The sequence below is a fragment of the Bosea sp. Tri-49 genome, from assembly GCF_003952665.1.
GTDB lineage: Bacteria > Pseudomonadota > Alphaproteobacteria > Rhizobiales > Beijerinckiaceae > Allobosea.
This window is the reverse complement of the sequence record NZ_CP017946.1, coordinates 329624-354219: the sequence shown is the minus strand read 5'-3', so window position 1 is coordinate 354219 and position 24596 is coordinate 329624. Positions and strand designations below refer to the sequence as shown.

Genomic DNA, 24596 nt, shown 5'->3' with positions numbered 1-24596 from the left:
GTGCCTCACATCTTGTGCAGGTCGGGCATCATGTTGGCGTTGAGGTGGAACATCACCCAGAGCGAGCCCGTGAGCGCGATCGCCACGATGATGATCGTGAAGATCAGCGCCATCATCGTCCAGCCCCCTTCAGAGCGGCCGTTCATGTGCAGGAAATAGACCATGTGAACGACGATCTGCGCGGCGGCGAAGAGCATGATCACGATCGCCGTCAGCAGCGAGTTCGGCAGCACGTCGTTCATGACGAGCCAGAACGGGATCGCGGTCAAGACAACGGAGAGCAGGAAGCCGGTGACGTAGCCGCGCAGGCTGCCATGTGCCGCGCCGTGGGCGTCGTGCCCGTCATGATGGCTGTCGTGATGACCGTTCTGGGCCTTGGCGTGGTTCTGGCTCATTTCAGCACGCCCATCAGGTAGACGAAGGTGAAGACGCCGATCCAGACGACGTCGAGGAAGTGCCAGAACATCGAGAGGCACATCAGCCGGCGCCGATTGGCCGCGATCAGCCCATGCTTCGACACCTGCGTCATCAGCACCGCGAGCCAGACCAGGCCGAAGGTGACGTGCAGTCCGTGCGTGCCGACCAGGGTGAAGAAGGACGACAGGAAGGCGCTGCGCATCGGCGTCGCGCCCTCGTGGATCAGATGTGCGAATTCGTAGAGCTCGATCCCCAGGAAGGCGAGGCCGAAGAGCGCCGTGACCACGAGCCAGCCCTGCACCGCCGCCTGCCGGCCCTTGTCCATCGCCAACATGGCAAAACCATAGGTGATCGAGGAGAACAGCAGCATGGCGGTGTTGACCGCCACCAGCTTCAGGTCGAACAGGTCGGCGCCGGACGGCCCTGCCGCATAATTGCGCCCGAGCACGCCGTAGGTCGCAAAGAGCACTGCGAAGACCAGGCAGTCGCTCATCAGATAGAGCCAGAAGCCGAGCATCGTCGAGCCGCCGGGGTGCGCGTGCTCCTCCTCGGTGACGTAGAATGCCGGAACGCCGTTCGCGGTCTGCGCTGTCGCCTTAGCCATCATCGCCCCTCAGGCCCGGCCCAGAAGCTGGGTGCGCGCATCTTCCGCCTGCACGACCTCATCGGCCGGGATGTGGAAGTCGCGGTCGTAGTTGAAGGTGTGGATGATCACGGCCGCGATCACGCTGACGAAGGAGAGCGCCGCCAGCCACCAGATGTACCAGATCAAGGCGAAACCGCAGATCGTCGCCAGTCCGGCGATGATTAGACCGGCGCCGGTATTCCTCGGCATATGGATCTGCCGGTAACCCGCGAGCGGACGCCGATAGCCGCGCTTCTTCATGTCCGCCCAGGCATCGAGATCGTGGACGATTGGAGTGAAGGCGAAGTTGTAGGCCGGCGGCGGCGAGGAGGTCGACCATTCCAGCGTGCGCCCGTCCCAGGGATCGCCGGTCGTGTCGCGTAGCTGCTCCCGGCGCAGGATGCTGACGCCGATCTGGATCAGGAAGCACAGGATGCCGAGCGCGATCAGCACCGCGCCGAACGCCGCGACCACGAACCAGATCTGCAGCGAGGGATCCTCGAAGCGGCTGAGACGGCGGGTCACGCCCATCAGGCCGAGGATGTAGAGCGGCATGAAGGCGACGTAGAAGCCAACCACCCAGAACCAGAAGGAGAGATGCCCCCAGAACGGCTCGAGCTTGAAGCCGAAGGCCTTGGGGAACCAGTAGGCGATGCCGGCGAAGACCCCGAAGACCACGCCGCCGATGATGACGTTGTGGAAATGGGCGATCAGGAACAGGCTGTTGTGCAGCACGAAATCGGCCGGCGGCACCGCGAGCATGACGCCGGTCATGCCGCCGATGACGAAGGTGATCATGAAGGCAAGCAGCCACATCATCGGCAATTCGAAGCGGATGCGGCCGCGATACATCGTGAACAGCCAGTTGAAGATCTTCGCCCCGGTCGGGATCGAGATGATCATCGTCGTGATGCCGAAGAAGGAGTTCACGCTGGCGCCCGAGCCCATCGTGAAGAAGTGGTGCAGCCAGACCAGGTAGGACAGGATGGTGATGACCACCGTCGCATAGACCATCGAGGCGTAGCCGAAGAGGCGCTTGCCGCAGAAGGTCGAGGCAACCTCGGAATAGACGCCGAAGAGCGGCAGGATCAGGATGTAGACCTCCGGGTGGCCCCAGATCCAGATCAGGTTCACGTACATCATCGGGTTGCCGCCGAGATCGTTCGTGAAGAAGTTGGTGCCGACATAGCGGTCGAGCGTGAGCAGCGCGAGCGTCGCCGCCAGGATCGGGAAGGTCGCGACGATCAGCACGTTGGTGCACAGCGACGTCCAGGTGAAGATCGGCATCTTCATCAGGTCCATGCCGGGCGCGCGCATCTTGACGATGGTCGCGATCAGGTTGACGCCCGATAGCGTCGTGCCGATGCCCGCGATCTGCAGCGCCCAGAGGTAATAGTCCATGCCCACCCCGGGCGAGTAGGCGGCCCCGGACAGCGGCGGGTACGCGAGCCAGCCGACCTTGGCGAACTCGCCGATGAAGAGCGAGGCCATCACCAGGACGGCGCCGCCGACGGTCATCCAGAAGCTGAAATTGTTGAGGAAGGGGAAGGCGACGTCACGCGCGCCGATCTGCAGCGGCACGACATAGTTCATCAGTCCCGTGACGAACGGCATCGCCACGAAGAAGATCATGATCACGCCATGGGCGGTGAAGATCTGGTCGTAATGGTGCGGCGGCAGGTAGCCCTCATTGCCGGCGAAGGCGATCGCCTGCTGGCCGCGCATCATCAGTGCATCGGCAAAGCCGCGCAGCAGCATGATGACGCCGAGGATCATGTACATGATCCCGATCTTCTTGTGGTCCACGCTGGTGAACCACTCGTGCCAGAGATAGCCCCAGAGCTTGAAGCGGGTGATCAGCGCGACGAGCCCGAGCCCGCCGAGCACGACGGCAGCGAAGGTCGCGATCAGAATCGGCTCGTGATAGGGGATCGCTTCGAGGGTGAAGCGTCCGAAGATGAGCTTCCACCAGTCGGGATAGGAGGTCATGCTTCCCTCGGCTCGCGGATGCGGCTCAGTTGACGGCGCGGGCGGACATGCCCGCAGCGCCATAGACATCGGTCGGGGTGCAGATCGCCGTCACGAACGGACGCGGCGGCAGCGGTTGCCCGCCGCGGCGCACGCTCTTGTCGTATTCGAGCGCGACGACAGTATGGATACCCTCCTTGCCACCGCCGCCCTTGGCGTCCATCGCCATCATGTCGCGCATGCACATCTTGGTGCGGTCGACGCACATGTTCAGGATGGCGGTGAAGAGGTCGGACGGGATGTCGCGGAAATAGCGGACCGGCTCGCGTTCGCTCGGCCGCTCCAGCACGAGATATTCGTCGCGCCCGAGCGTGCTGCCGCCGCGGATCGCGCCCTGCACCCACTCGCCGAAGGCCTTGTCGTCGACGCCGCGGAAGCGGAAGCGCATGTCGGAGAAGCCGGCGCCGCTGTAATTGGCGGAGAAGCCCTCGAACTCGCCGGGGCGATTGATCACGGCGTTGAGCTTCGTCTGCATGCCCGGCATCGCGTAGATCTGGCCGGCGAGCGCGGGGATGAAGAGCGAGTTCATCACCGAGGACGACGTGATGCGAAACTCGATCGGCTGGTCGACCGGCGCCACCACCTCGTTGAGCGAGGCGATGCCCTGCGCCGGATAGAGGAAGAGCCATTTCCAGTCGAGCGCCACGACCTGGATCACCAGCGGCTGCTTCCTGATCCCTGTACTACCCGCTCTCGCCTCGACCACCGGCTTGCCGGCGGCGATGCGGTTGAGCGGGCGATAAGGATCGAGCAGATGCGTGCCCATCCAGGTCATCGCGCCGAGGACGACGATGATCAGCAGCGGCACCGACCAGATCACCACCTCGAGCGGCAGCGAATGGTTCCACTCCGGATGATAGGTTGCCTTGGCCGAGGCGCGGTAGCGCCAGGCGAAGAAGATCGTCAGCGCCATCACCGGGATGATGACGAGCAGCATCAGCGCGACGGATGCGAGCATGAGGTTGCGTTGCTGCAGCGCAACATCACCTGATGGCGAAAGCAGCACCATCTGGCACCCGCCGAGCAGGGCGAGGATCGGTAGAACCGTTAAAAGTCGAAAGATCCGCAAGAGACTTAAGACCTCCCTATCGGGGGAACAGCCGTTGTCTATGTCCATTCTTTCGCACCGCACATAAGACAATCTGTCTCATTGCGGCAGTTTGACGGGTCGCTTCTATCCACCGTATCCATTTGCACGAGGTGCGGGCAAGCCCGGTTCTCCGGCGCGCCCGCCAGCTTAGGAATTCGCGGTCATGAGCGCTGACGCGGCGAGCCATTCATCGGGGCACCTGACGGACGAGCACGGGCGCGACCATGTCAGCCCCGCCGACATCGCGCTCGGCGTCATCATCGGGAGGACGTCGGAATATTTCGACTTCTTCGTCTTCGGCCTCGGCTGCGTGCTGGTCTTCCCCGAGCTGGTCTTCCCGTTCGTCGACCGGCTCACCGGCACGCTCTACAGCTTCGGCATCTTCGCATTGGCCTTCGTCACACGCCCGATCGGCTCGGTGCTGTTCTTCTCGATCGACCGCCACTATGGCCGAACGACCAAGCTCACCGTCGCGCTCTTCCTCCTCGGCGGCTCGACCGCGGCCGTCGCCTTCCTGCCGGGCTATGCGACCATCGGCATCTGGTCCTGCGTCATCCTCGCCGCCTTCCGCCTGCTGCAGGGCATCGCGCTCGGCGGCGCCTGGGACGGCCTGTCCTCGCTGCTGGCGCTGAACGCTCCAGCCAACCGGCGCGGCTGGTACACCATGCTGCCGCAGCTCGGCGCGCCCTTCGGCTTCATCCTCGCCGCCGGGCTGTTCGCCTATTTCGAGGGCGCGCTCTCGAAGGAGGATTTCCTCGGCTGGGGCTGGCGCTATCCCTTCTTCGTCGCGCTGACGATCAACGTCGTCGCGCTGTTCGCCCGTCTGCGCATGGTCGCGACCCACGAATTCGCAGAGCTGATGGAAACGCGCGAGCTGGTGCCGATGCCGGTATCTGAGCTGATCCGCGCCCATGGCCGCACGATCGTCCTCGGCGCCTTCGTGCCGCTGGCGAGCTTCGCGCTCTTCCACCTCGTCACCATCTTCCCTGTCAGCTGGATCAATCTCTTCACCGATCGCTCGGTCGCGGAGTTCCTGCTGGTGCAGGCCGCTGGCGGCGTGGTCGGTGCCGGTGCGATCGTCACCTCCGGACTGATCGCCGACCAGATCGGGCGCCGCAACACGCTGCTGCTCTCCGGCGGAATGATCGCGCTCTTCAGCCTGTCGAGCATCGTGGCGCCGCTGCTCTTCGGCGACAGCCTGGCCGGGCAGACGATCTATGTGATCATCGGCTTCGGGCTGCTCGGCCTGGCCTATGGCCAGACTGCCGGCGCGGTCGCGAGCAGCTTTGGCACGCAATACCGCTACACCGGCGCGGCGCTGACTTCCGACCTCGCCTGGCTGCTCGGCGCCGGCTTCGCCCCGCTGGTGGCGCTGACCGTGTCGAGCACGTTCGGCCTCGCCTGGGTCGGCATCTACCTGCTCTCCGGCGCGCTCTGCACATTGGCAGCGTTGGCGATCGATCGGCGGTCGGAAGCCCGCTACGAGTGACGCGGCTGCACGGCTACCGCTGCCGACCAAGGGCAGCGAGGCCGCTTGGTCAGACCGCGACATCGACCTTGATCGCGGCATGGGGCGAATAGCCCTCGACCTCGAAATCCTCGATCCGATAGTCGTCGATGCTTGATGCCTGGCGGGTCAACCGCATCGTCGGGAATGGCCGCGGCTCCCGCTCCAGCTGCCCCTGCGCCTGCTCGATATGGTTGAGGTAGAGGTGAACGTCGCCGCCGAACCAGACGAGGTCACTCGGCTGCAAACCGGCCTGCTGGGCGAGAGCCAGAGCTGCCGGGCTTGCGCCCCATTTTCCACTTCCGCAGCGGTCGTCGGTGGCGGTCGGCCACAGGAAGACCGGGCCAAAGCCCCAGATCAACCCTTTCTTATTGGGCGTGGGGGTGAAGAGGAACTTCTGCGTGATGTCTCGCCAATGCCGGTTCCATCGGCCGCGCCGTTGCGGTCACGGTGAACCACCGGCAACACCTTGCGGATGATCAGGCTCCAGTCCTGATTGAGCGGCACGGAACGACCGGTTGGATATTCTTGGTCGAGGCGAGGCCATTCCGATGCGGCCCGCCTGAGAAATCGAAATTTCCCTGAAGCGGAATGCTGATCATCTTAGCGATCGGATTGGCGAGCTTCTTCGAAAGCTCCTCCGCGTCTTCGCCGTGGGCAAGCGAACTCGATGCGACCAGCGCGGCCACGACCGCTATCCGCTTTCCCCGTCGGTGCATGGCCGTCCTTTTCCTTCGCGATCAGCGTTCGGACGGTGTGGGCGTCATGCGCCGGCTCGGGAAGCGGACGCGATAGAGGAAAACTAAACGAGATTCGCGAGTTCCAGAGGATCGGGTAAAGCCCTGAAAGCGAGCGAGCCGATGGCACGAAACTGCCATCGGCTGGGCTAACACGCCCGGCGAGCCTCACTGGCGGCTAAGCCCCCTTCCCGGCCGGACCTCCGCTGGAGATGGCGCCCATAAGGGAAAACCCTCAGGCTGTAAGGCGATGGCTCTCCCGGTCAGGCCGCCTTCGGCACGAGACGCAACTTCGCCGACAGGATGGCCCCCTCGTTGGAAACGCGAAACGTGAGCGTTCCGTCGAATGCGATCAGCCTCTCGCGCATGCCGGAGATGCCGACGCCCTCCCGGACTACGGTCTTTCCGCTTGCGCTCCGCGCGGCTGTGCCATCGTCCTCAACGCGAAATTCCAACATGCCGTGCTCATCGATATCGAGCGAAAGGCGTGCCGCGCTGGCATCGGCAGGGCGGTGGACGTTCGCGAGCGCCTCCTGCGCAACGCGGAACAGGGCCGTCTCCACCTCCCCGGGCAATCTCAGATCGTTGAGAGCGCCTCCGATCCTCAACTCCAGATGAATGTTGCTTCGGCGCTTGAAGCCATCGACCAACCAATGCAGAGCGTTGGGAAGCCCGGATTCATCCAGCATTGGCGGGTGCAGCAGATAGGACACCCCCCGGATTTCCTTTTGCGTATTCTCGATGAAGTCCCGCATCCGGCCGAGATGGGCATGCCATGGGCCGTGACGCTGTGACAGCGCATCAGCCGCAAGCTTCAGCTCGAGACTGGCGGCCAGTAAATTCTGAGCGGCAGAATCGTGGAGATCGCGCGCGATCTGTCGCCGCTCTTGATCCTGCCGCTGCAACAGGCGGACGGTGAGGTCGCGCAGCGACGCCGTCAGGTGCTTCTGCTTTGCAATGTTCCGGATGCTGCCGATGGCAGTTCCAGTCTGCCCCGGAAGCGGGGCTATCCGAATTTCCCAATGGCCAGGATTCGAGCTCGACTCGACCCGGTGTTCACGTTGCACAATGCCGCGCGATTGCTGGCAGCAATGGAAGCACGACGAGATGAACGCCACCTCGCTTGACTGAAGAACGTCATGCACGTTCTTTCCGACGAGCCCGTCGGCGCTCAGGCCGAAGATCGGCTCCGTGTTCTGATTGACCTCGAGAAAGACCAGCGCGTCCGCGGCCGCACCGGATCCAATCAGGAAGTTGCAGTCCGGTGAGCTATTGAAGATCGCCCGATATCTGGCGCGATTGGAGGCAAGAGCTGCCAACAGATCCTTGAAGCTGTGCATTTGCCGCTCGGCAAGGTAGACCGCCAGCGCAAGTCCGGCGATCGGCAGCATCAGCAGCATGAGGACCTCGCGAGCCTTGAGCCACCAGGCGGCGCGGATGGCGCTCTGCCTCAAGCTCGCGAAGGCATAGAGCCCATAGTCACCGACCGCCCTGAGCGCCACGATGTTCGACTCGCCATCGGCGTCGTCGACGTCGAGATAGGCCTGCCCGATGCTTTCAGGTCGAGTCTGCTCGATCCGCACTGCGAGCGTCCGTCGACGGTCTGGGCCGACGGTTTCGTTGCCATGCTCGGCAATCAGAGCCCCCGATGCCGACAAGAGGCCGATCACCTCGACCGAAGGTCCCGAGATCCTCTCGAAGAACTGCCCCACATAGCCGCGATCGAGCGCCATGAACGCTACCCCGGCGAATGTCCCCGCCGCGTCGTTGATCGCGCGGCTGACCGGCACGCTGAAGGCGGTATCTTTCGAGCCGAGGATCGGCGCCCCGACATAAAGGCTGCCGCGGACGGTCCCATCGCGATGGGCCTTGAAGTAATCCCGCCACGAAACATTCATGGAGTTGCGCCACGGCGCCGAAATCTTGATGTCGCCGCTGCCGTCGGTCACGCCGAGGATGCGCACAGGCTGCCGCGAGTTAACAATCGCGGTCATCCGTTCGAGCGATTTCTCGTACTCGCTCGGTACATCGATAGGCAGCTGGGAAATCTCGGAGAGCGCCGAATCCGCGCCTTCGAACACGCGCAGACTGTGCTCGGCCGCCAGAACGGCAGTGCGACCGAGCAACTCGCGGGCTTCTGCCGACGCCTGGCGGTAGCTCGACTGCGCGTAGATGAGACCGGCGATGATGGGAATCGCCGCACTGAGAAACAGGGCGATCCGGACTGCCCGAACGAGCCTCCGGCGCTCCCCTTTGACCAGCCCCAGCGAGGCCGTTTCTCTCTGCATGATTCCAGCCCCAGCCCCGTCGCCGCCCCTCGGCTGCTGCCTTTACATGTCATCGCCTCGCAAACGCCGCCGCATCACCAGCCGTATCGTCTCCGAATCCCGTCCGAAAAACCCCTAAGGGCTTCTCCGCCCTGATTGTGCAATTTCAGACAAGGGTTGCAAGACCGCAGTCACGCACTGGTTAAGCGTAGAATTGCACGAATTGCGAAAGGCTGCCGTCCTGCCGGCCGGTGGGGCCTGAAGATTTGGGCCTTCGGTAGGTTGAGTGGCTGACCACGCCGACTATGCTGCCCTTACGGAATGCCTTCTAAACACCGATGAAAACGGCCTTCCGACTTCCTCGAGGCGTTCGCGAAACTGTCCGACATTGGTGCCAAAGGGGACGATCTCGGCAGCGAAGGGCGGACTTCTATCAGGGAAAACCCGGGGATTCCTTTTTGAAGGCCGCGATATCGCTCCAGCGTGAAGCAGCGCCGGAATCGATCGCCGGGACGGTCGGCTTTGGATTTTCGAGGCAGGAAGCCTGCCACGGCCTCTGCGTCCGAATACAGGGTTCCTCGCAGCGATCCCAGGGTTCCACCGCCTATTCGTTGCTCGACCGGCCCGCTAAGGTGATGCAATCGTCCGTCCAGAGAGATCCGTGGGCAGCTAGCGGGTAGAAACATGAATTCGCCGCCCGATTGGCGCGAAAGCGCGCGGCCCGGTCGAAAACCGGTGCGTGTGCTGATCGCCGACGATCACGACATCGTCCGCCGCGGCGTCCGCTCGGTCATCGAAAGCCGAGCGGGGTGGGAGGTCGTTGCGGAAGCCCAGGATGGCCGGGAAGCGCTTGATCTGGCGATCGAAACCAAACCGGACATCGCTATCGTCGATTATTCCATTCCGGTCATGAATGGCGCACAGCTCACGCGCCATATCTGCGCGCAATCGCCTGGAACGCAGGTGCTGATCTTCACGATGCACGACAGCGACGTGCTGATCCGCGAGGTGCTCACGGCAGGCGCTCGCGGCTTCCTCGTCAAATCGGATGCCGATCGCACCTTGCTCGCTGCGCTCGATGCGCTGGCGCGGCGCCAGCCCTATTTCACGGGGCAGATCAACGAGTCGCTGCTCAAGCTCTACCTGTCCCAGCCGGGTGGAAGCGAAACGAGCACGCTGACGCCGCGCGAACGTGAGATCGTGCAGCTGATCGCCGAAGGCAATTCCAGCAAGGAAGCGAGCCGGATACTCAACATCAGCCTGAAGACGGTCGAGACCCACCGCGCCGCCGTCATGCACAAGCTGAATCTGAACACCACCGCCGCTCTCGTGCGCTACGCAGTCCGAAACAAGATCGTCGAGCCCTGACCCTCGAGCGGATCTGAGGCCGACGCCCCCAAACGGTCCGTATCAGGGTTTGCCCCGATACACCTTCGCCCTCGCCTTCCAGACAATCGGCGCCGTCATCGCGCTGGAGGATGGGCGACGTGAGCGGATTGGACATTTTCGCCTGGATCGTTCTGGTCGTTCTGGCGGCGAGCACGATTTTCGTCATCGTCTTCATGGCGATGCTGCCCGGGATGGTCGCCAGGCGACGTAACCATCCCTGGGCCGACGCGGTCGCCGTCGGTGGCTGGGTGACGCTGTTCTTAGGCTTCGTGCTCTGGCCCATCGTCCTGATCTGGGCCTATGTCGACGTGCCGTCGGTCCCCGTCCGCCGCTCCGCTGAGCAGGAGGCGGCACGATGATCGTCGTTCTGCTCAACACCTATCTTGCGCTGCTATTCATCCTGGTGAAGCTCAGGATCGTTCCGTTCAACCTGTTCTGGAAGGTTTCGCCGGTCCTCGTCCTGCTGCTGCTGCTGGTCGGCCTGTTCATTCCGATGAACTGGGGTGCGCCACAGGGGCCGGCGCTGGTCGTGCGGCAATCGATCGCCATCGTGCCGGACGTCGCCGGCGAAGTCGTCGATGTGCCGGTGGCGGCGAATGTCCCTCTGAAAGCTGGCGACGTCCTCTTCAAGATCGATCCCAAACCCTACGAGTCGCAGCTCAAGGCGCTGGAGGCGCAATACAAGCTGCAGGAGCAGCGGCTTGCGCAGATGACGCAGCTGCAGAGCACAGGATCGGGCCGCGCCTTCGACGTCGAGCAGCGTCAGGCTGAGGCCGACCAGCTCAAGGCGCAGCTCGAGGGCGCGCAGTGGAACCTGGACAAGACCGTCGTCCGCGCTCCCGCCGCTGGCTATGTCACCAATCTCGCTCTGCGCAAGGGCGCGCGCGTCGCGAACCTGCCGCTGTCGCCCGTAATGGCCTTCGTCGACACCGCCAACACGATCATCGGCGTCGAGATCAACCAGATCGACGCCCGCTACATCGCGCCTGGGCAACCGGTCGAGCTGACCTTCAAATATGCGCCCGGCCAGGTCTTCCCCGGCAAGGTCGAAAGCGTGCTGCAGGCGATCTCGACCGGCCAGACCCAGGTCTCAGGCGCAGCGGTCACGCCGAAGGCGATCCAGTCGGCTCCCTTCGTCGTGCGCGTCAAGCTCGACGACCAGGCCTTTGCGGCCTCCCTGCCGGCCGGCGCGACGGGAGACGCGGCGATCTTCACCGACCGGGTCAAGGCCGCGCACATCATCCGCAAGGTGCTGCTGCGCCAGATCGCCATCACCAACTACATCAACCCTTTCTGACGAACGACCACGGCCAACGCGAACCGCATAGAGGTTGCAATGCAAGTCAGTCTGAAGGCCCGGCTCCGCAACACCGTCGCCGTCATTGTTACTGCCGGCATGCTCGTGCCGCCGCCAACCGTTTCCTGGGCCCAGGCGCCGCGTGCCGCCGCGACGGCCACGGCGGCGCAAGCCGCTCCCGATCAGACCTGGCCGCGCGTCATTGCCGACACGGGCCAGGACATCACGATCTACCAGCCGCAGATCGAGCGCTGGCGCGACAGCGTCATCGAGGCGCGCGCGGCCGTGTCGATAAAGCGCCCGGCCAGCGAAGCGCCGACGCTCGGCGTGGTCTGGTTCAAGGCGCGCACCTCGATCGACAAGCAGAGCGATCTGGTCACGCTCGACAATATCGAGGTCACGAAAGCGAACTTCCCGTCGGATGCCGGCAGCGCCGATACCGTGCTTGCGAGCCTGCGCCAGCATGCGACGGGCGGCCTGCGCAGCATTTCCCTGTCGCGCCTTCAATCCAGCCTTGCCGTCTCGGAGGCCGAGACGAGCCAGAGCGTCGCGGTGCGCAATGAGCCGCCGAAGATCATCTTCAGCGAAAGCCCGGCGCTGCTCGTCCTGGTCGACGGCAAGCCGGAGCTGCGGCAGGTGGCCGGCAGCAAGCTGCTGCGCGTGATCAATACGCCGGCACTGATCCTCTTCGACGAAGCGGGCGCCACCTATTATCTGCGCGCGCTCAAAAAATGGTGGAGCGCCAAGGCGCCCGAGGGTCCGTGGGCGGTTGCCGCCAACCCGCCCGCTGCGCTGGCCGCGGCCCAGAAGGCCGCCGGCACGCATGTCAACCTGATGGATGAGCCCCCTGCCGACATCGCCCAGGCCGTCGCGGCCGGCGCCGTTCCACGCCTGCATGTCAGCCTGTCGCCGGCCGAGTTGATCCAGACCGCTGGGCAGCCGGAGTATCTGCCGATCCCGGATACCCAACTGCTCTACATCAAGAACACCAGCGGCCACGTCATCGTCGACGTCGCCAGCCAGGACAATTACGTCCTGGTCGCCGGACGCTGGTTCCAGTCGAAATCGCTTGCAAACGGCCCGTGGAACTTCGCCGCGAGCGACAAGCTGCCCGCCGACTTCGCCAAGATCCCGGACAGTCACCCCAAGGGCGAGGTTCTGGCTTCCGTCAGCGGAACGGTGCAGGCGCAGGATTCGCTGATCGACAACCAGATTCCGCAGACAGCGACCGTCGACCGAAAGAAGGCCAAGCCCACCGTTCACTATGACGGCAAGCCGCAGCTCAAGCCGATCGAAGGCACCAGCCTCGACTATGTCGTGAACGCCGCCGTTCCGGTCATCAAGGCGGGTGCTGCCTACTATGCCGTCCAGAGCGGCGTCTGGTTCGTGGCCAGCGGCGCGAGTGGCCCCTGGGCGGTCGCGACCGAGGTGCCAGCGGCGATCTACACGATCCCGCCGAGCTCGCCGCTGCATTTCGTCACCTACGTCAAGGTCTACAGTGCGACGCCCGAGGTGGTCTATGTCGGCTATACGCCGGGCTATTACGGCACCGTCGCCGCGCCCGGCGGCGTGGTGGTCTACGGCACCGGCTATGTCTATCCGGCCTGGATCGGCGCGGCCTGGTATCCGGCGCCGTTGACCTACGGCTATGGCGCGGCCTTTGCCTGGGGGGCCGTCACTGGCTTCACGCTCGGTGCCATCGCCGGCGCGGCCTGGGCGGGCGGCGCCTGGGGTTGGGGCGGTGGCTGGGGCTGGGGCCACAACAATGTCGTGATCAACAATTTCAACCAGTTCAATCAGTTCAACTTCAACCACGCCAACATCTACAATCGCTGGACCAACAATGCCGTCCACAGCCGGATCGACAACCGGGCGACCGGCCGGTTCGACAACCGACTGACGGGGCGCGGCGGGCTTGCGCCCGGCGAGCGGGCCAACGCGCGCGCCAACTTCACCCAGAACCACCCGCTGGCGAACGACCACTATGCCGGACGCAACGGCGAGGTCTTCCGGCGCGGCGCGCAGGGTTGGCAGCAAAACCAGAACGGACGCTGGGCCAATGCCGGCGGAGGCGAGATCGGTCATCTCGACCGCGAGCAGATCGGACGCTTCCATGGCGAACGGCTGGAAGGATTCCGCGGCGGTAGCGGTGGCTTCGGCGGCGGACGCTTCGCCGGCGGCGGGTTTAGCGGAGGCGGTTTCCAGGGTGGCGGCTTTGGCGGCTTTCACGGCGGCGGAGGCTTCCGGGGAGGCGGATTCCACGGCGGCTTCCGCCGATAGGGCGTAGCCGCAGGTCATCCCATCAACGCCTCCCGCACCAGCCGACGTCGGCGCGGGGCATTCCAATCCCTCGGATCGCCCGACCGTTTGAAAGGCAGACGAAGCATGAGTGTCAGAACAACCGCCCTGGCGGCCATCGCAGCTTCGCCACTCCTGCTCGCCGCGAGCGCAGCCTTCGCCTCACCCGATCGCCTTCAGGGCGCCTGGGTCAGCGATGCGGCGCAGTGCGACCAGGTGTTCGTCGCGCGTCAAGGCCGCCTGACCTTCAAGAAGCAGAAGGGCGACGTCTGGTCCGGCTTCATCGTCAGCGGCAAACATGTCCGCGGCGTACGTTCGACCTGTGATCTGATCTCGTCGAAGCAGAAGGGCGATGTCCTGAGCTTCCTCCTGAGCTGCAAGGACGCCATCACCTTCGACACCATGAGCGTCTCCGTCCGTTTCAAGGACGACAACACGCTGGTCCGCTTCGATCCGGACTTTCCGGAGGTCGAGACGCGCTACAACCGCTGCAATCGATAAGCCGCCGAGATGATCTCACGGACGATTGGGCGCTTGCTGGCTGCACGGTCGCTCTTGGCACGTTTTCCGGACGGGCAAGGAGCCGGCTCAGTAATTCCGGAATAGCGGGCTCGGCGCAGTCCACCTGTGCCGGCCTAGGGTTTTCCCTGATGGAGGCTGCATCACGCCTTGCCTAAGGTCACGGCCATGACATTGGACGCAGGCCTCGCCCCCCCCGACGACGCGCAGCGGGAACATGCTCCGCCACGCGATGGCATGGTCTGGATTCCCGGCGGCACCTTCCGCATGGGCTCCGAGGCGCACTATCCCGAAGAATCGCCTGTCCATCGGGCGTCCGTCGACGGCTTCTGGATCCAGTCGACGCCGGTGACGAACCGCCAGTTCCGTGCCTTCGTCGAGGCGACCGGCTATCGCACCTTCGCGGATATCCCGCCCGATCCGAAGGACTATCCCGGCGCCCAGCCCCATATGCTCAAGGCCGGCTCGCTCGTCTTCCGCTCCCCGGGCCGTCTCGTCGACCTGCGCGACTGGAGCCAATGGTGGTCCTTCGAGTTCGGTGCGAACTGGCGCCGCCCGAACGGGCGCAACTCCACCAATCGCGGCCTCGACGACCATCCCGTCGTCCATGTCGCCTATCGCGACGCGCTCGCCTATGCGCAGTGGATCGGTGGCGATCTGCCGACCGAGGCCGAATGGGAATATGCCGCACGCGGTGGCCTCGACGGCGCCGAATACGCCTGGGAAGGCAATGAGCTCGCTCCCGACGGCCGCCAGCTGGCCAATACCTGGCAAGGAAACTTCCCGAACAAGAACCTGAAGCTCGACGGCTATGAGCGGACCTCGCCGGTCGGCTCCTTCCCGCCCAACGGATACGGTCTCCATGACATGATCGGGAACGTCTGGGAGTGGACGAGCGACTATTTCTCCGCCCGTCACGAGCCCGACGCGGCCAAGGCTTGCTGCATCCCGAAGAACCCGCGCGGCGCCCGTGAGGAAGACAGCTTCGATCCTCGCCAGCCGCGGATCCGCATCCCGCGCCGCGTGATCAAGGGCGGCTCGTTCCTGTGTGCCCCCAACTACTGCCGGCGCTACCGGCCGGCGGCCCGCCATGCCGAGCCGGTCGACACCTCGACCTGCCATCTCGGTTTCCGCTGCGTGATCCGGCCAGATGCCGGCCCGGCGCGGCAAAATGACTGACCCCGGTGCGCGGCGCACCTGCAGCAGAGGAGAAGACAGCCATGATCGGACTGCCAGATCTCGTTTCCCAGGCGGGGCCACCGCCTGAAAAAGCGACGCTGAAGCGGCGCCTGCTCCTTGCTTGTGCCGCTGTCGCTGCCGTGGTGACGGTGGGGGCCGCTCTCGTCATGCCCGCCGAGGCACAACCGCGTCCGACGCCGGCGCAGGGCCAGGCCAAGCCGAACATCCTCGTGATCTTCGGCGACGATGTCGGCCAGTCGAATATCAGCGCCTATACGCACGGTCTGGTCGGCTACAAGACGCCGAACATCGACCGCCTTGCCAAGGAAGGCATGCTGTTCACGGACTACTATGCCGAGAACTCGTGCACTGCGGGGCGTTCCACCTTCATCACCGGCCAGTCCTGCCTGCGGACGGGTCTCTGCAAGGTCGGTATTCCCGGCGCGACGGTCGGCCTGCAGAAGGGCGACATCACCATCGCCCAGGCGCTCAAGCCGCTCGGCTACGCGACCGGCCAGTTCGGCAAGAACCATCTCGGCGATCGCGACGAGTATCTTCCGACCGCGCATGGCTTCGACGAGTTCTTCGGCAATCTCTACCATCTGAACGCCGAGGAAGAGCCCGAGCGGCCCTACTGGCCAAAAGATGACACAGCCTTCGTCAAGGCGATGTCGCCGCGCGGCGTGCTCAAGACCTCGGCCGACGGCAAGATCGAGGACACCGGGCCGCTGACCCGCAAGCGCATGGAAACCGTCGACGACGAGACGACCGGCGCCGCGATCGATTTCATGCAGCGCCAGGCGCGGGCCAACAAGCCGTTCTACACTTGGATGAACTTCACCCGCATGCACGTCTTCACCCATGTGCGGCCGGAGTATCGTGGCAAGAGCGGCATGCCCGGCAATGAATATGCCGACGGCATGTGGGAGATGGACCAGAATGTCGGCAAGCTCCTGAAGGCGCTCGACGACATGGGTGTTTCCCAGAACACCATCGTTATCTTCGCCACGGACAACGGCCCCAACGCCTTCACCTGGCCGGATGCGGCGACGACGCCGTTCCGCTCGGAGAAGGACACCAACTGGGAAGGCGCCTTCCGGGTGCCGGCGATGATCCGCTGGCCGGGCCAGGTCAAGGCCGGCGAGATCAACAACGGCATCGTCTCCGGTCTCGACTGGTTCCCGACGCTGCTCGCCGCCGCTGGCGACACCGAGGTGAAGGAACGCCTGCTCAAGGGCTGGCAGCCGCAGGGCAGCACGACCACCTTCCGCAACCATCTCGACGGCTACAACCAGCTCGATTTCCTGACAGGCAAGACCGACAAGAGCGCGCGCAACGAGTTCTACTATTTCAATGACGACGGTGACCTCGTCGCGATGCGCTACGGCAACTGGAAGATGGTCTTCGAGAAGCAGCAACAGCAGGGCCAGATGGATGTCTGGGCGAACCCCTTCACGAAGCTGCGCCTGCCCAAGATGTTCAACCTGCGCATGGACCCCTACGAGCATGCCGAGATCTCGGGCAGTGGCTACGATCAGTGGCGGACCGAGAACGCCTACATGGTCGGCGTGGCGCAGATGAGGGCGGGAGCCTTCCTGGAGACCTTCGCCGAATATCCGCCGAGCCAGCGCCCGGCGACCTTCAGCATCGAAGGCATCCGCAAGTCGGTCGACCGGAAGATCGACGAGTCCTTCAAGAAGCGCGGTCTGGAGTGATCGCTTTGCCGGCCGCCTCGACCGTGGCGGCCGGCACGTTTCCCTGCCTAACCCAATGAGGCTCTTCTCATGACCATGACCCGTATTCTCACGTCTACCGCCGGCGCTGCCGCGCTGGCTGCGGCCATGTCCTTTTCCGCCAGCGCCCAGACCGAGCTTTCCGCCTATGCGGACAAAGAGGGCTTCATCAACGTGCAGGAACTGACCTGCGCCCAGCTCGCCAACACCTATCAGGAGGACGCCGATATGCTGGCGGCCTGGTATAGCGGCTGGTATAACGGCCTCGCCAAGAAGCACTTCGCGCATTTCACCCGCGCCAAGGCCGGCGAGCACAAGCTCATCGTCTACTGTAAGGCCAATCCCGACAAGAAGATCATCCAGGCGCTCGACGTCCTGCTCAAGGACGAGAAGACCAAGAAGTGACCTTGGCACGCACCGAGCAGGCCCCGGTGCCACCGCGTCCCGGCCGGAGAACCAGGCGTTCCCCGGCCGAAACCTCGCAATCGCGCGCAGGCGGCAACGCCGTCCCCGCGCTCCTGCTGTTCCTCTCGGGTCTGGCGGCGCTGATCTGCCAGGTGCTCTGGATCAAGCAGCTCACGCTCGTGGTCGGCATCGATGTCTATGCCGTCACCACCGGCGTCAGCGCCTTCTTCGCCGGCCTTGCCATCGGCGGCCTGCTCTTCGGCCGCATCGCCGACCGCAGCGCCCGCCCCTTGCGCCTCTACGCCGCGCTCGAGTGCGGCGTCGCAATCCTCGCCGTCCTGACGACGCTTTGCCTGTCGCGGGCCGGCCCGCTCTTCGCCCGTCTCGAAGCGACCAACCCGTTGCTCGGCTGGGCGATGGTCTTCCTGCTCATAGGCCTTCCCGCGGTGCTGATGGGTGGCACCTTGCCGGCGCTGACGCGCTTCGCGGCCAGCCTGCGCGAGGATGTCGGCCGCGTCGGCGGCGGCCTCTACGCCGCCAATACGGCTGGCGCCATCGCCGGTGCCCTGCTGGCTTCGTTCCTTGTCATTCCGGCTGCGGGTATTCGCGGCTCGGCTCTCGTTGCGGCAGCGATCTGCCTGATCGCGGCCCTTCTGGCGCTCGCCTCGAGCAGGGGCGCCGCGGTTTCTGTCTCCACATCACCCGAAGCCACGGAAAGCCGCTTCTCCGCTTCCGCGCTGCTCGCGATCGGTCTCTATGCGATCGCGGGCGGCATTGCCCTCGGCTACGAGGTGGTCTGGTCGCAGACCATCGTGCCGTTTATGAGCACGCGCAGCTTCGCCTTCTCCGTCCTGCTGGCGACCTATTTGACCGGCCTAGCGCTCGGCGCCGCCATCTACGCCCGCTGGGCCGATCGCGTCAGAGATCCATGGAGCGTGTTCGGGCTGCTCATCGCCGGAGCCGGTCTTTCGGCCGCACTCGCGATCGCCGCGCTCGGGCCCTGGCTGATCCAGTTGCAAGGCGTGGTCGAAGCGATTGTCGTGCAGCTGACCGGAAATGCGTTCGCTGGCATGTCCGCTCGCTTCGCCGTCGCCGCCATTTGCGTCGTCCTTCCGGCGACGCTGTTCCTCGGTGCGGCATTCCCCTCGGCGCTGCGGCTGATCGTCGATCCCCGCCGGGTCGGCCGCGGTGTCGGCACGATCGTCGCGCTCAACACGCTCGGCGGCATTCTCGGCACGGTCCTGACCGGCTTCGTCCTCGTGCCGATGCTCGGCCTCGTGCGCGCCCTCGCCATCCTTGCCATCGCGGCTGGAGCGCTCGGCGCCGTCGCCGCACTGCGCGAGCGGCGCGGCTCCTCGAGGGTCTGGATCGCCGCGCTCGTTGTCAGTGCAGCAACCTGCCTGACAGCGATCCTTCTCCCCAGCGATCGGCTCGCCGCCCTCCTGCCGGGCGCCCGCGGGGCAAGTCTCGTGTCCTATGAGGAAGGTCTTGGCGGCACGGTCGCGGTTGTCGAGCGCGGTTCGGGCCGTAACCGTTTCCGCCGCCTCTACATCCAGGGCGTCTCGAACTCCGGCGACGCCATGCCATCGCTCCGGTACATGCGTCTGCAGGCGCTGCTGCCCTTGATCATCCACAACCGCGAACCGAAATCGGCGCTGGTGATCGGCTTCGGCACCGGCATCACGGCCGGCGCGCTGCTGACCTATCCCGGTCTTGAGCGGCGCGTCGTCGCCGAGCTGCTGCCCAGCGTCGTTCGTGCCGCCTCGGCCTTCAGCGGCAACTTCCAGGCGACGAGCGATCCCCGCCTCGACATTCGTCTGCGCGACGGCCGCCGCGAGCTCCTGCGCAACCCGGACCGCTACGACCTGATCACGCTGGAGCCGCCCCCGCCCTCCGCCGCCGGTGTCGCGAACCTCTATTCCAGCGACTTCTACAGGCTGGCTGCGTCCCGTCTCGCTGAGAGCGGCCTCGTCGCACAATGGCTGCCGCTGCCGACCCAGAACGACGAGGATACCCGCTCCCTGGTGCGCAGCTTCCTCGACGTCTTCCCGCATGCGACGCTCTGGACCAGCGAACTTCACGAGATGCTGCTGATCGGCTCGCAGGAGCCCGCCACGCTCGACCTGCCGCGGATCACGGCCCGGCTCGCGCAGCCGGAGGTGGCGAAGGCCTTGGCGGAGGTCGGCATCACCTCTCCCGCTGCCTTGCTGGCGACCTACGTGACCGACCGCGCCGGGCTGGAACGCTACGCCGGCGCCGCCCGGCCCGTGACCGACGACGATCCTAGGATCGAGTATGCCGGCTGGGTCCGCCGCCAGGAGTTGACCACGACCTTGCCGGCGCTGATGGACATGCAGCACGCCCCTGCCGTCGCTGGAGCCGACGACGCCTTCAGCGCGGCGCTCGCGACCGAAACCGACACCCTCCTCACCTTCTACGATGCCGGCCTTGCCGCCTATTCGGGCGAGAGGGCGCGCTGGGCGCGGCAGATGCGGCAGGTCGCCCAAGCCGCGCCAGACAACGCATATTTCCGCTGGTTCAGCGGAGGGAGGCGGGAATGAGCCGCTTCCACGAATTGTCACGGAGGGCTGAAACAATGCGTTCGAGACAAACACCCTCGATGGTCCTGCGCCGCTGCGTGCTGCTCGGGCTTCTGACGCTCGCCGCTGCTCCCGTTTCCGGGGCGGGTGCGCAAGGATTGACAGCGCCTGCGCCCCCCGACGAGAAGACCGTCGCCGACGCCTATGTCTATCTCCTCGGCCGTGCGCTCGTGATCCGCCAGGAGCAGATCGATAGCAAGGTGAAGGGCTTCGCTTACAACCAGATCAAGTATAACCCTTTGGGATCGGCCGATTTCGTCAATCCGAACTTCGATGTGGCCTATCTCGAAGCCTGGTTCGCGGTGGACGACAAGACGCCCGTGATCCTCGAAGTGCCCGAGGTCAAAGGCCGCTACTACACCGCTCAACTGCTCGACGAATGGGGCGAGGTGATCGCCAATATCAACGAGCGGACCTTTCCCTCGAAGCCGTTCGGCAAGTTCGCGCTGGTGAAGCCCGGATCGACCGCCAAGATTCCTGCCGACGCCGCGCGGATCGAATTGCATTCGAGCAAGGCCAAGATGCTGGGCCGCGTCGAACTCAAGGGCGAGCCCGACGGCGCGGTGAAGCTCCAGCACGCCTTCAAGGTCAGCACCGGCGGCAAGCCCGCCATCGCCAAGCCAGTCGCACTGCCGATGTTCGAGAACAAGGGCCTGATCGGCGCCGAAATCTTCGACAAGGTCGACACCACGCTCGCAAGCGCGCTCGATGTCGCGCCGAACGCCGCCGAAATGCAGCAGAAGGTGCGCGCTGTAGCCGCCTATGCAGCCTCCGGAAAGGAGGCGCGGGCTGCGATCGATACGCAGCTGAAAAAGGTGGTGCCGGAGTTTCAGGAATACGCCTTCACCAAGAGCGCGCCCTATCGCAATCACTGGGTAGGCGGCAGCAGCACCGGCAATTACGGCAAGGATCATTGGCTGCGCACCACGGCAAATTACGCTGGCATCTGGGCCAACAGTTCGGACGAAGTGATGTACTTCGCCGCGACCCGCGATGCCGAGGAGAAGCCGCTCAACGGCAGCAACAGTTACGTGATGCACTTCCCAGCTGATCGGTTACCGCAGAACGCCGTCAACGCCTACTGGTCGGTGATCCTCGTCGGCGTGCCGGACTACCGGGTGGCGCCCAACCCGCTGAACCGGTTCAACTTCAATACCTACTCGCCGCTGGCGAAAGAGGCGGACGGTTCGCTGAAGATCGCGATCGGCCCGAAGCCCGCCGCGGGCGTGCCGGACTCCAATTGGCTGCCGTCACCGGAGGGCAAACCCTTCTCGCTTACCTTCCGCACCTATGTCCCGAAGGACGTCGTGAAGAAAGGCGAGTGGCAACCCGCAGCGGTGACGCCCGTGAAATAGCGCGCAGCTTCATTACGGCGGCCTTGGTCAATCAGGCACAGCGAATGGGAGAAAGTCATGAAACATCTCGGATTGCTGATCGCGTGCGCGGTGCTGCCCTTCTCCGCTCAGGCCCAGTCGCCCGGTGGCGCTGCCATGCCGGTCGGCGTCGACAACTTCGTCCGCGCCGAGTCCGATCTCTACTTGAGCAACATGGTCAAGGACGGCAGTTTCGGGAAATTCCTGCACCGCCGCGAGCCGGCGACGATCGACAACCAGACGGTGATCCGGCTCAACCGCGACACGCTCTACTCATCGGCGGTGTTCGATCTCGACGCAGGGCCGGTGACGATCACGCTGCCGGATGCCGGCAAGCGCTTCATGTCGCTGCAGGTGATCAGCGAGGATCACTATGTACCGATGGTGGCCTATGGCGCCGGCAGCTACACCATTGACAGAAAGAAGGTCGGCACGCGCTACGTCGTGGCAGGGATCCGCACGTTGGTCGACCCGTCCGACCCCAAGGATGTCCAGCAGGTCCATGCTCTGCAGGACGCCCTCAAGGCCAGCCAGAAGACCCCCGGCAAGTTCGAGGTGCCGAACTGGGACCAGGCCAGCCAGAAGAAGGTCCGTGACGCGCTGATCGTGCTGGGCTCGACCATTCCGGACTTCAAGAAGGCGTTCGGAACCAGGCAGCAGGTCGATCCCATCAGGCACCTGATCGGCTCCGCTTCGGCCTGGGGTGGCAATCCCGACAAGGACGCGACCTATCTCAACATCACGCCGAGCGGGAATGACGGCAAGACCGTCTACAAGCTCAACGTCAAGGACGTGCCGGTCAACGGCTTCTGGTCGGTCAGCCTCTACAATGCCGAAGGCTACTACCAGAAGAACCCCTATGACGCTTACGCGCTCAACAACCTGACGGCGAAGAAGAGCGCCGACGGCGCGATCGCGATCCAGTTCGGCGGCTGCGACGGCAAGATCCCCAACTGCCTGCCGACCATGCCGGGCTGGAACTATACGGTGCGGCTCTACCGCCCGCGCGCCGAGATCCTGAACGGTAAATGGCAGTTCCCGCAGCCGCAGCCGGCGTCGTGACGTCCGGCAGTACAGACCCGACCCAGGGAGGTTCGAATGTTGAATCGGCGTGCTGCGGTTGTCCTGGCGTTGCTGCTCGCGGGCCAATCGGCCTGGAGTCTCGGCGCCCTGGCGCAAACGGACCCACTACCATCCTGGAACGAGGGCAAGCCCAAGGCGACGATCCTCGACTTCGTCGCAAAGGTGATGCGGGAGGGCGGCCCCGACTTCGTCAAGCCGGCGGAGCGCATCGCCACCTTCGACAATGACGGTACGCTCTGGGCCGAGCAGCCGGCCTATTTCCAGCTGCTGTTTGCCTTCGACGAGGTGAAGCGGCTCGCCCCCCAGCGCCCGGACTGGAAGGGCAAGGAGCCCTATCGCTCGCTCGTCGCCGGCGACATGAAAGGGCTCGCCGCCTCGGGCGAGAAGGGGCTGCTGCAAGTCATGGCCGCAACGCATACGGGCATGACGACGCAGGATTTCGAGAAATCCGTCGCCGACTGGCTGAGCACGGCCCGGCACCCGACCAAGAAACGACCTTACAGCGAGATGGTCTACCAGCCACAGCTCGAATTGCTGTCCTACCTTCGCGCCAACGGCTTCAAGACCTTCATCGTCTCGGGCGGCGGTGTCGAGTTCATGCGGGTCTTCGCCGAGAAGGTCTACGGCATCCCGCCCGAGCAGGTCGTGGGCTCCTCGGGCACGGTGAAGTTCAGCATCGGGCCTGATGGCAAGCCCGAGCTCTTCAAGGAAGCCAAGGTCGAGTTCGTCGACGACGGCCCCGGCAAGCCCGTCGGCATCAACCGCTTCATTGGGCGGCGCCCGATCCTCGCCTTCGGCAACTCCGATGGCGACCTGCAGATGCTCCAGTACACGGCTGGCGGTAACGGTCCCCGCCTGGCCCTGATCGTCCACCACACCGATGCCGAGCGCGAATGGGCCTATGACCGCGCGTCCCGCATCGGCAAGCTCGACAAGGCGCTCGACGAAGGCCGCGCCAAGGGCTGGACCATCGTCGACATGAAGGCGGACTGGAAGACCGTGTTTCCGCCGGAGCGCTGAGCATGAAGATTTCGCAAGACGAGACAAAGGGCGAAGGCGTTGCCGGGTCGGCAGCGCGGGCGGCCATCGCCGATCTCCAGAAGCGGATCAACCAGGACATCATCGGGCAGGAGCGCGTCGTCGAGCGCCTGGTCATCGCACTGCTCGCAAATGGCAATGTGCTGCTGGAAGGGTTGCCCGGCCTCGCCAAGACGCGTGCGATCAAGAGCCTGTCGAAGAATCTCGAATCCGACTTCAGCCGCATCCAGTTCACGCCGGACCTCCTGCCCTCGGACGTCACCGGCGGCGAGATCCTGCGTCCGGACGGTCAGTTCGAGTTCCGCAAGGGGCCGGTCTTCGGCAACCTCATCCTGGCTGACGAGATCAACCGCGCGCCGCCCAAGGTGCAATCCGCGCTGCTCGAGGCGATGGAGGAACGCCACGTCACGGTCGCCGGCAAACGCTACGACCTGCCGGGCCTGTTCATGGTGCTCGCCACCCAGAACCCGATCGAGCAGGAAGGGACCTATCCCCTGCCCGAAGCACAGATGGATCGCTTCCTGATGCATATCCGGATCGATTACCCGTCCGACGCCGACGAGGTGAAGGTGATGCGGCTGGTGCGCTCCGAGAACGCCACGTCGCCAAATGGCGCCATACAGCCCCCGCCAAAGATCCCGCAGAAAGTGGTCTTCGAGGCCCGTTCCGAGATCGACCGGATCACGACCAAGGACGCCGTCGAGGCCTATATGGTCGCCCTGATTGCCGCGACGCGCCGCCCCGCCGAGTTCGGCGACAAGCTGAAGAACTGGATCGCGATCGGGGCGAGTCCGCGCGGCTCGCTGGCGCTCGATCGCTGCGCGCGCGTCTACGCCTGGCTCAAGGGCCGCGATTACGTGACGCCCGAGGATGTTCAGGCGATCGTGCATGACTGCCTGCGCCACCGCGTTTCGCTGAGCTACGAGGCGGGCGCCGATGGCGTGACGGCGGACGGCGTGCTGGACGAAGTCGTCAAACAGGTCGCGGTCGCGGCCTGACGCGAGGCGTCTC

The 24596-nt window shown here is 64.8% G+C and carries 20 protein-coding genes and 1 pseudogene; 14 read left to right on the top strand and 7 right to left on the bottom strand.

What is annotated here, in order from left to right:
- Positions 1 to 5 precede the first annotated feature (5 nt).
- The 4 genes from cyoD to cyoA are packed head-to-tail and all read right to left on the bottom strand — an operon-like array spanning position 6 to position 4079.
- A complete protein-coding gene (gene cyoD / locus BLM15_RS01750; protein ID WP_126109791.1) occupies positions 6 to 395 on the bottom strand; it encodes a cytochrome o ubiquinol oxidase subunit IV in 390 nt (129 codons plus the stop codon).
- Positions 392 to 1021, bottom strand: coding sequence for a cytochrome o ubiquinol oxidase subunit III (gene cyoC, locus BLM15_RS01745; protein ID WP_442859414.1), 630 nt, complete (start codon positions 1019 to 1021; stop codon positions 392 to 394). Before cyoC ends, cyoD begins: the two co-directional genes overlap by 4 nt.
- Before the next feature lie 9 nt (positions 1022 to 1030).
- Complete coding sequence (gene cyoB, locus BLM15_RS01740) at positions 1031 to 3031, bottom strand: cytochrome o ubiquinol oxidase subunit I (protein ID WP_126109787.1); 2001 nt, start codon at positions 3029 to 3031, stop codon at positions 1031 to 1033.
- Positions 3032 to 3056: 25 nt separating this feature from the next.
- On the bottom strand, positions 3057 to 4079 hold the full coding sequence (gene cyoA, locus BLM15_RS01735) for a ubiquinol oxidase subunit II (RefSeq protein ID WP_442859413.1): 1023 nt from the start codon (positions 4077 to 4079) through the stop codon (positions 3057 to 3059).
- Positions 4080 to 4323: 244 nt separating this feature from the next.
- Between cyoA and BLM15_RS01730 the strand changes: the two genes are divergently transcribed.
- Positions 4324 to 5649, top strand: a complete 1326-nt coding sequence (locus BLM15_RS01730) for an MFS transporter (RefSeq protein ID WP_126109783.1) — start codon at positions 4324 to 4326, stop codon at positions 5647 to 5649.
- A 49-nt stretch (positions 5650 to 5698) separates the two neighbouring features.
- Here the strand turns inward: BLM15_RS01730 and BLM15_RS31745 are convergent.
- From BLM15_RS31745 to BLM15_RS01715, 3 genes and pseudogenes are all read right to left on the bottom strand, one after another.
- A pseudogene (locus BLM15_RS31745) lies at positions 5699 to 5932 on the bottom strand (thymidylate synthase); the annotation flags it as partial.
- A 214-nt stretch (positions 5933 to 6146) separates the two neighbouring features.
- Positions 6147 to 6356 carry a hypothetical protein gene (locus BLM15_RS01720; protein ID WP_126109779.1) on the bottom strand — a complete coding sequence of 70 codons (210 nt, stop codon included), beginning with the start codon at positions 6354 to 6356 and terminating at the stop codon, positions 6147 to 6149.
- A gap of 311 nt (positions 6357 to 6667) precedes the next feature.
- Positions 6668 to 8692: a histidine kinase gene (locus BLM15_RS01715; protein WP_126109777.1), complete on the bottom strand. Its 2025-nt coding sequence runs from the start codon at positions 8690 to 8692 to the stop codon at positions 6668 to 6670.
- A gap of 663 nt (positions 8693 to 9355) precedes the next feature.
- On the opposite strand from BLM15_RS01715, the gene BLM15_RS01710 reads away from it, so the two are divergent.
- The 13 genes from BLM15_RS01710 to BLM15_RS01650 all read left to right on the top strand — a co-directional run bounded on the left by BLM15_RS01710 (position 9356) and on the right by BLM15_RS01650 (position 24583).
- Positions 9356 to 10039, top strand: a complete 684-nt coding sequence (locus BLM15_RS01710) for a response regulator transcription factor (RefSeq protein WP_126109775.1) — start codon at positions 9356 to 9358, stop codon at positions 10037 to 10039.
- Between the two features lie 119 nt (positions 10040 to 10158).
- Positions 10159 to 10419: a DUF3302 domain-containing protein gene (locus tag BLM15_RS01705; RefSeq protein WP_126109773.1), complete on the top strand. Its 261-nt coding sequence runs from the start codon at positions 10159 to 10161 to the stop codon at positions 10417 to 10419.
- Positions 10416 to 11357, top strand: coding sequence for an HlyD family secretion protein (locus BLM15_RS01700; protein WP_126109771.1), 942 nt, complete (start codon positions 10416 to 10418; stop codon positions 11355 to 11357). The genes BLM15_RS01705 and BLM15_RS01700 overlap by 4 nt, the downstream gene beginning before the upstream one ends.
- Positions 11358 to 11396: 39 nt before the next feature.
- Entirely contained in the window at positions 11397 to 13637 is a 2241-nt protein-coding gene (locus tag BLM15_RS31225) for a hypothetical protein (protein WP_164547354.1), read from the top strand.
- A gap of 105 nt (positions 13638 to 13742) precedes the next feature.
- Entirely contained in the window at positions 13743 to 14156 is a 414-nt protein-coding gene (locus tag BLM15_RS01690; protein WP_126109769.1) for a hypothetical protein, read from the top strand.
- A 186-nt stretch (positions 14157 to 14342) separates the two neighbouring features.
- Positions 14343 to 15353 (top strand): formylglycine-generating enzyme family protein, encoded by a 1011-nt coding sequence (locus BLM15_RS01685; protein WP_442859412.1) that lies wholly within the window; start codon positions 14343 to 14345, stop codon positions 15351 to 15353.
- A 167-nt stretch (positions 15354 to 15520) separates the two neighbouring features.
- Positions 15521 to 17068 (top strand): arylsulfatase, encoded by a 1548-nt coding sequence (locus tag BLM15_RS01680; RefSeq protein ID WP_236846672.1) that lies wholly within the window; start codon positions 15521 to 15523, stop codon positions 17066 to 17068.
- A gap of 75 nt (positions 17069 to 17143) precedes the next feature.
- Positions 17144 to 17491 carry an HdeA/HdeB family chaperone gene (locus tag BLM15_RS01675; protein ID WP_126116012.1) on the top strand — a complete coding sequence of 116 codons (348 nt, stop codon included), beginning with the start codon at positions 17144 to 17146 and terminating at the stop codon, positions 17489 to 17491.
- Positions 17488 to 20052, top strand: a complete 2565-nt coding sequence (locus BLM15_RS01670) for a fused MFS/spermidine synthase (RefSeq protein WP_236846488.1) — start codon at positions 17488 to 17490, stop codon at positions 20050 to 20052. Before BLM15_RS01675 ends, BLM15_RS01670 begins: the two co-directional genes overlap by 4 nt.
- Before the next feature lie 35 nt (positions 20053 to 20087).
- Positions 20088 to 21446, top strand: a complete 1359-nt coding sequence (locus tag BLM15_RS01665; RefSeq protein WP_236846487.1) for a DUF1214 domain-containing protein — start codon at positions 20088 to 20090, stop codon at positions 21444 to 21446.
- A gap of 57 nt (positions 21447 to 21503) precedes the next feature.
- Entirely contained in the window at positions 21504 to 22526 is a 1023-nt protein-coding gene (locus tag BLM15_RS01660) for a DUF1254 domain-containing protein (protein ID WP_126109766.1), read from the top strand.
- Positions 22527 to 22562: 36 nt separating this feature from the next.
- Positions 22563 to 23567: an HAD family hydrolase gene (locus BLM15_RS01655; RefSeq protein WP_126109764.1), complete on the top strand. Its 1005-nt coding sequence runs from the start codon at positions 22563 to 22565 to the stop codon at positions 23565 to 23567.
- Between the two features lie 2 nt (positions 23568 to 23569).
- The gene (locus tag BLM15_RS01650; RefSeq protein WP_126109762.1) at positions 23570 to 24583 is read left to right on the top strand and encodes an AAA family ATPase; all 1014 of its coding nucleotides are present in this window, start codon (positions 23570 to 23572) and stop codon (positions 24581 to 24583) included.
- Positions 24584 to 24596 lie beyond the last annotated feature (13 nt).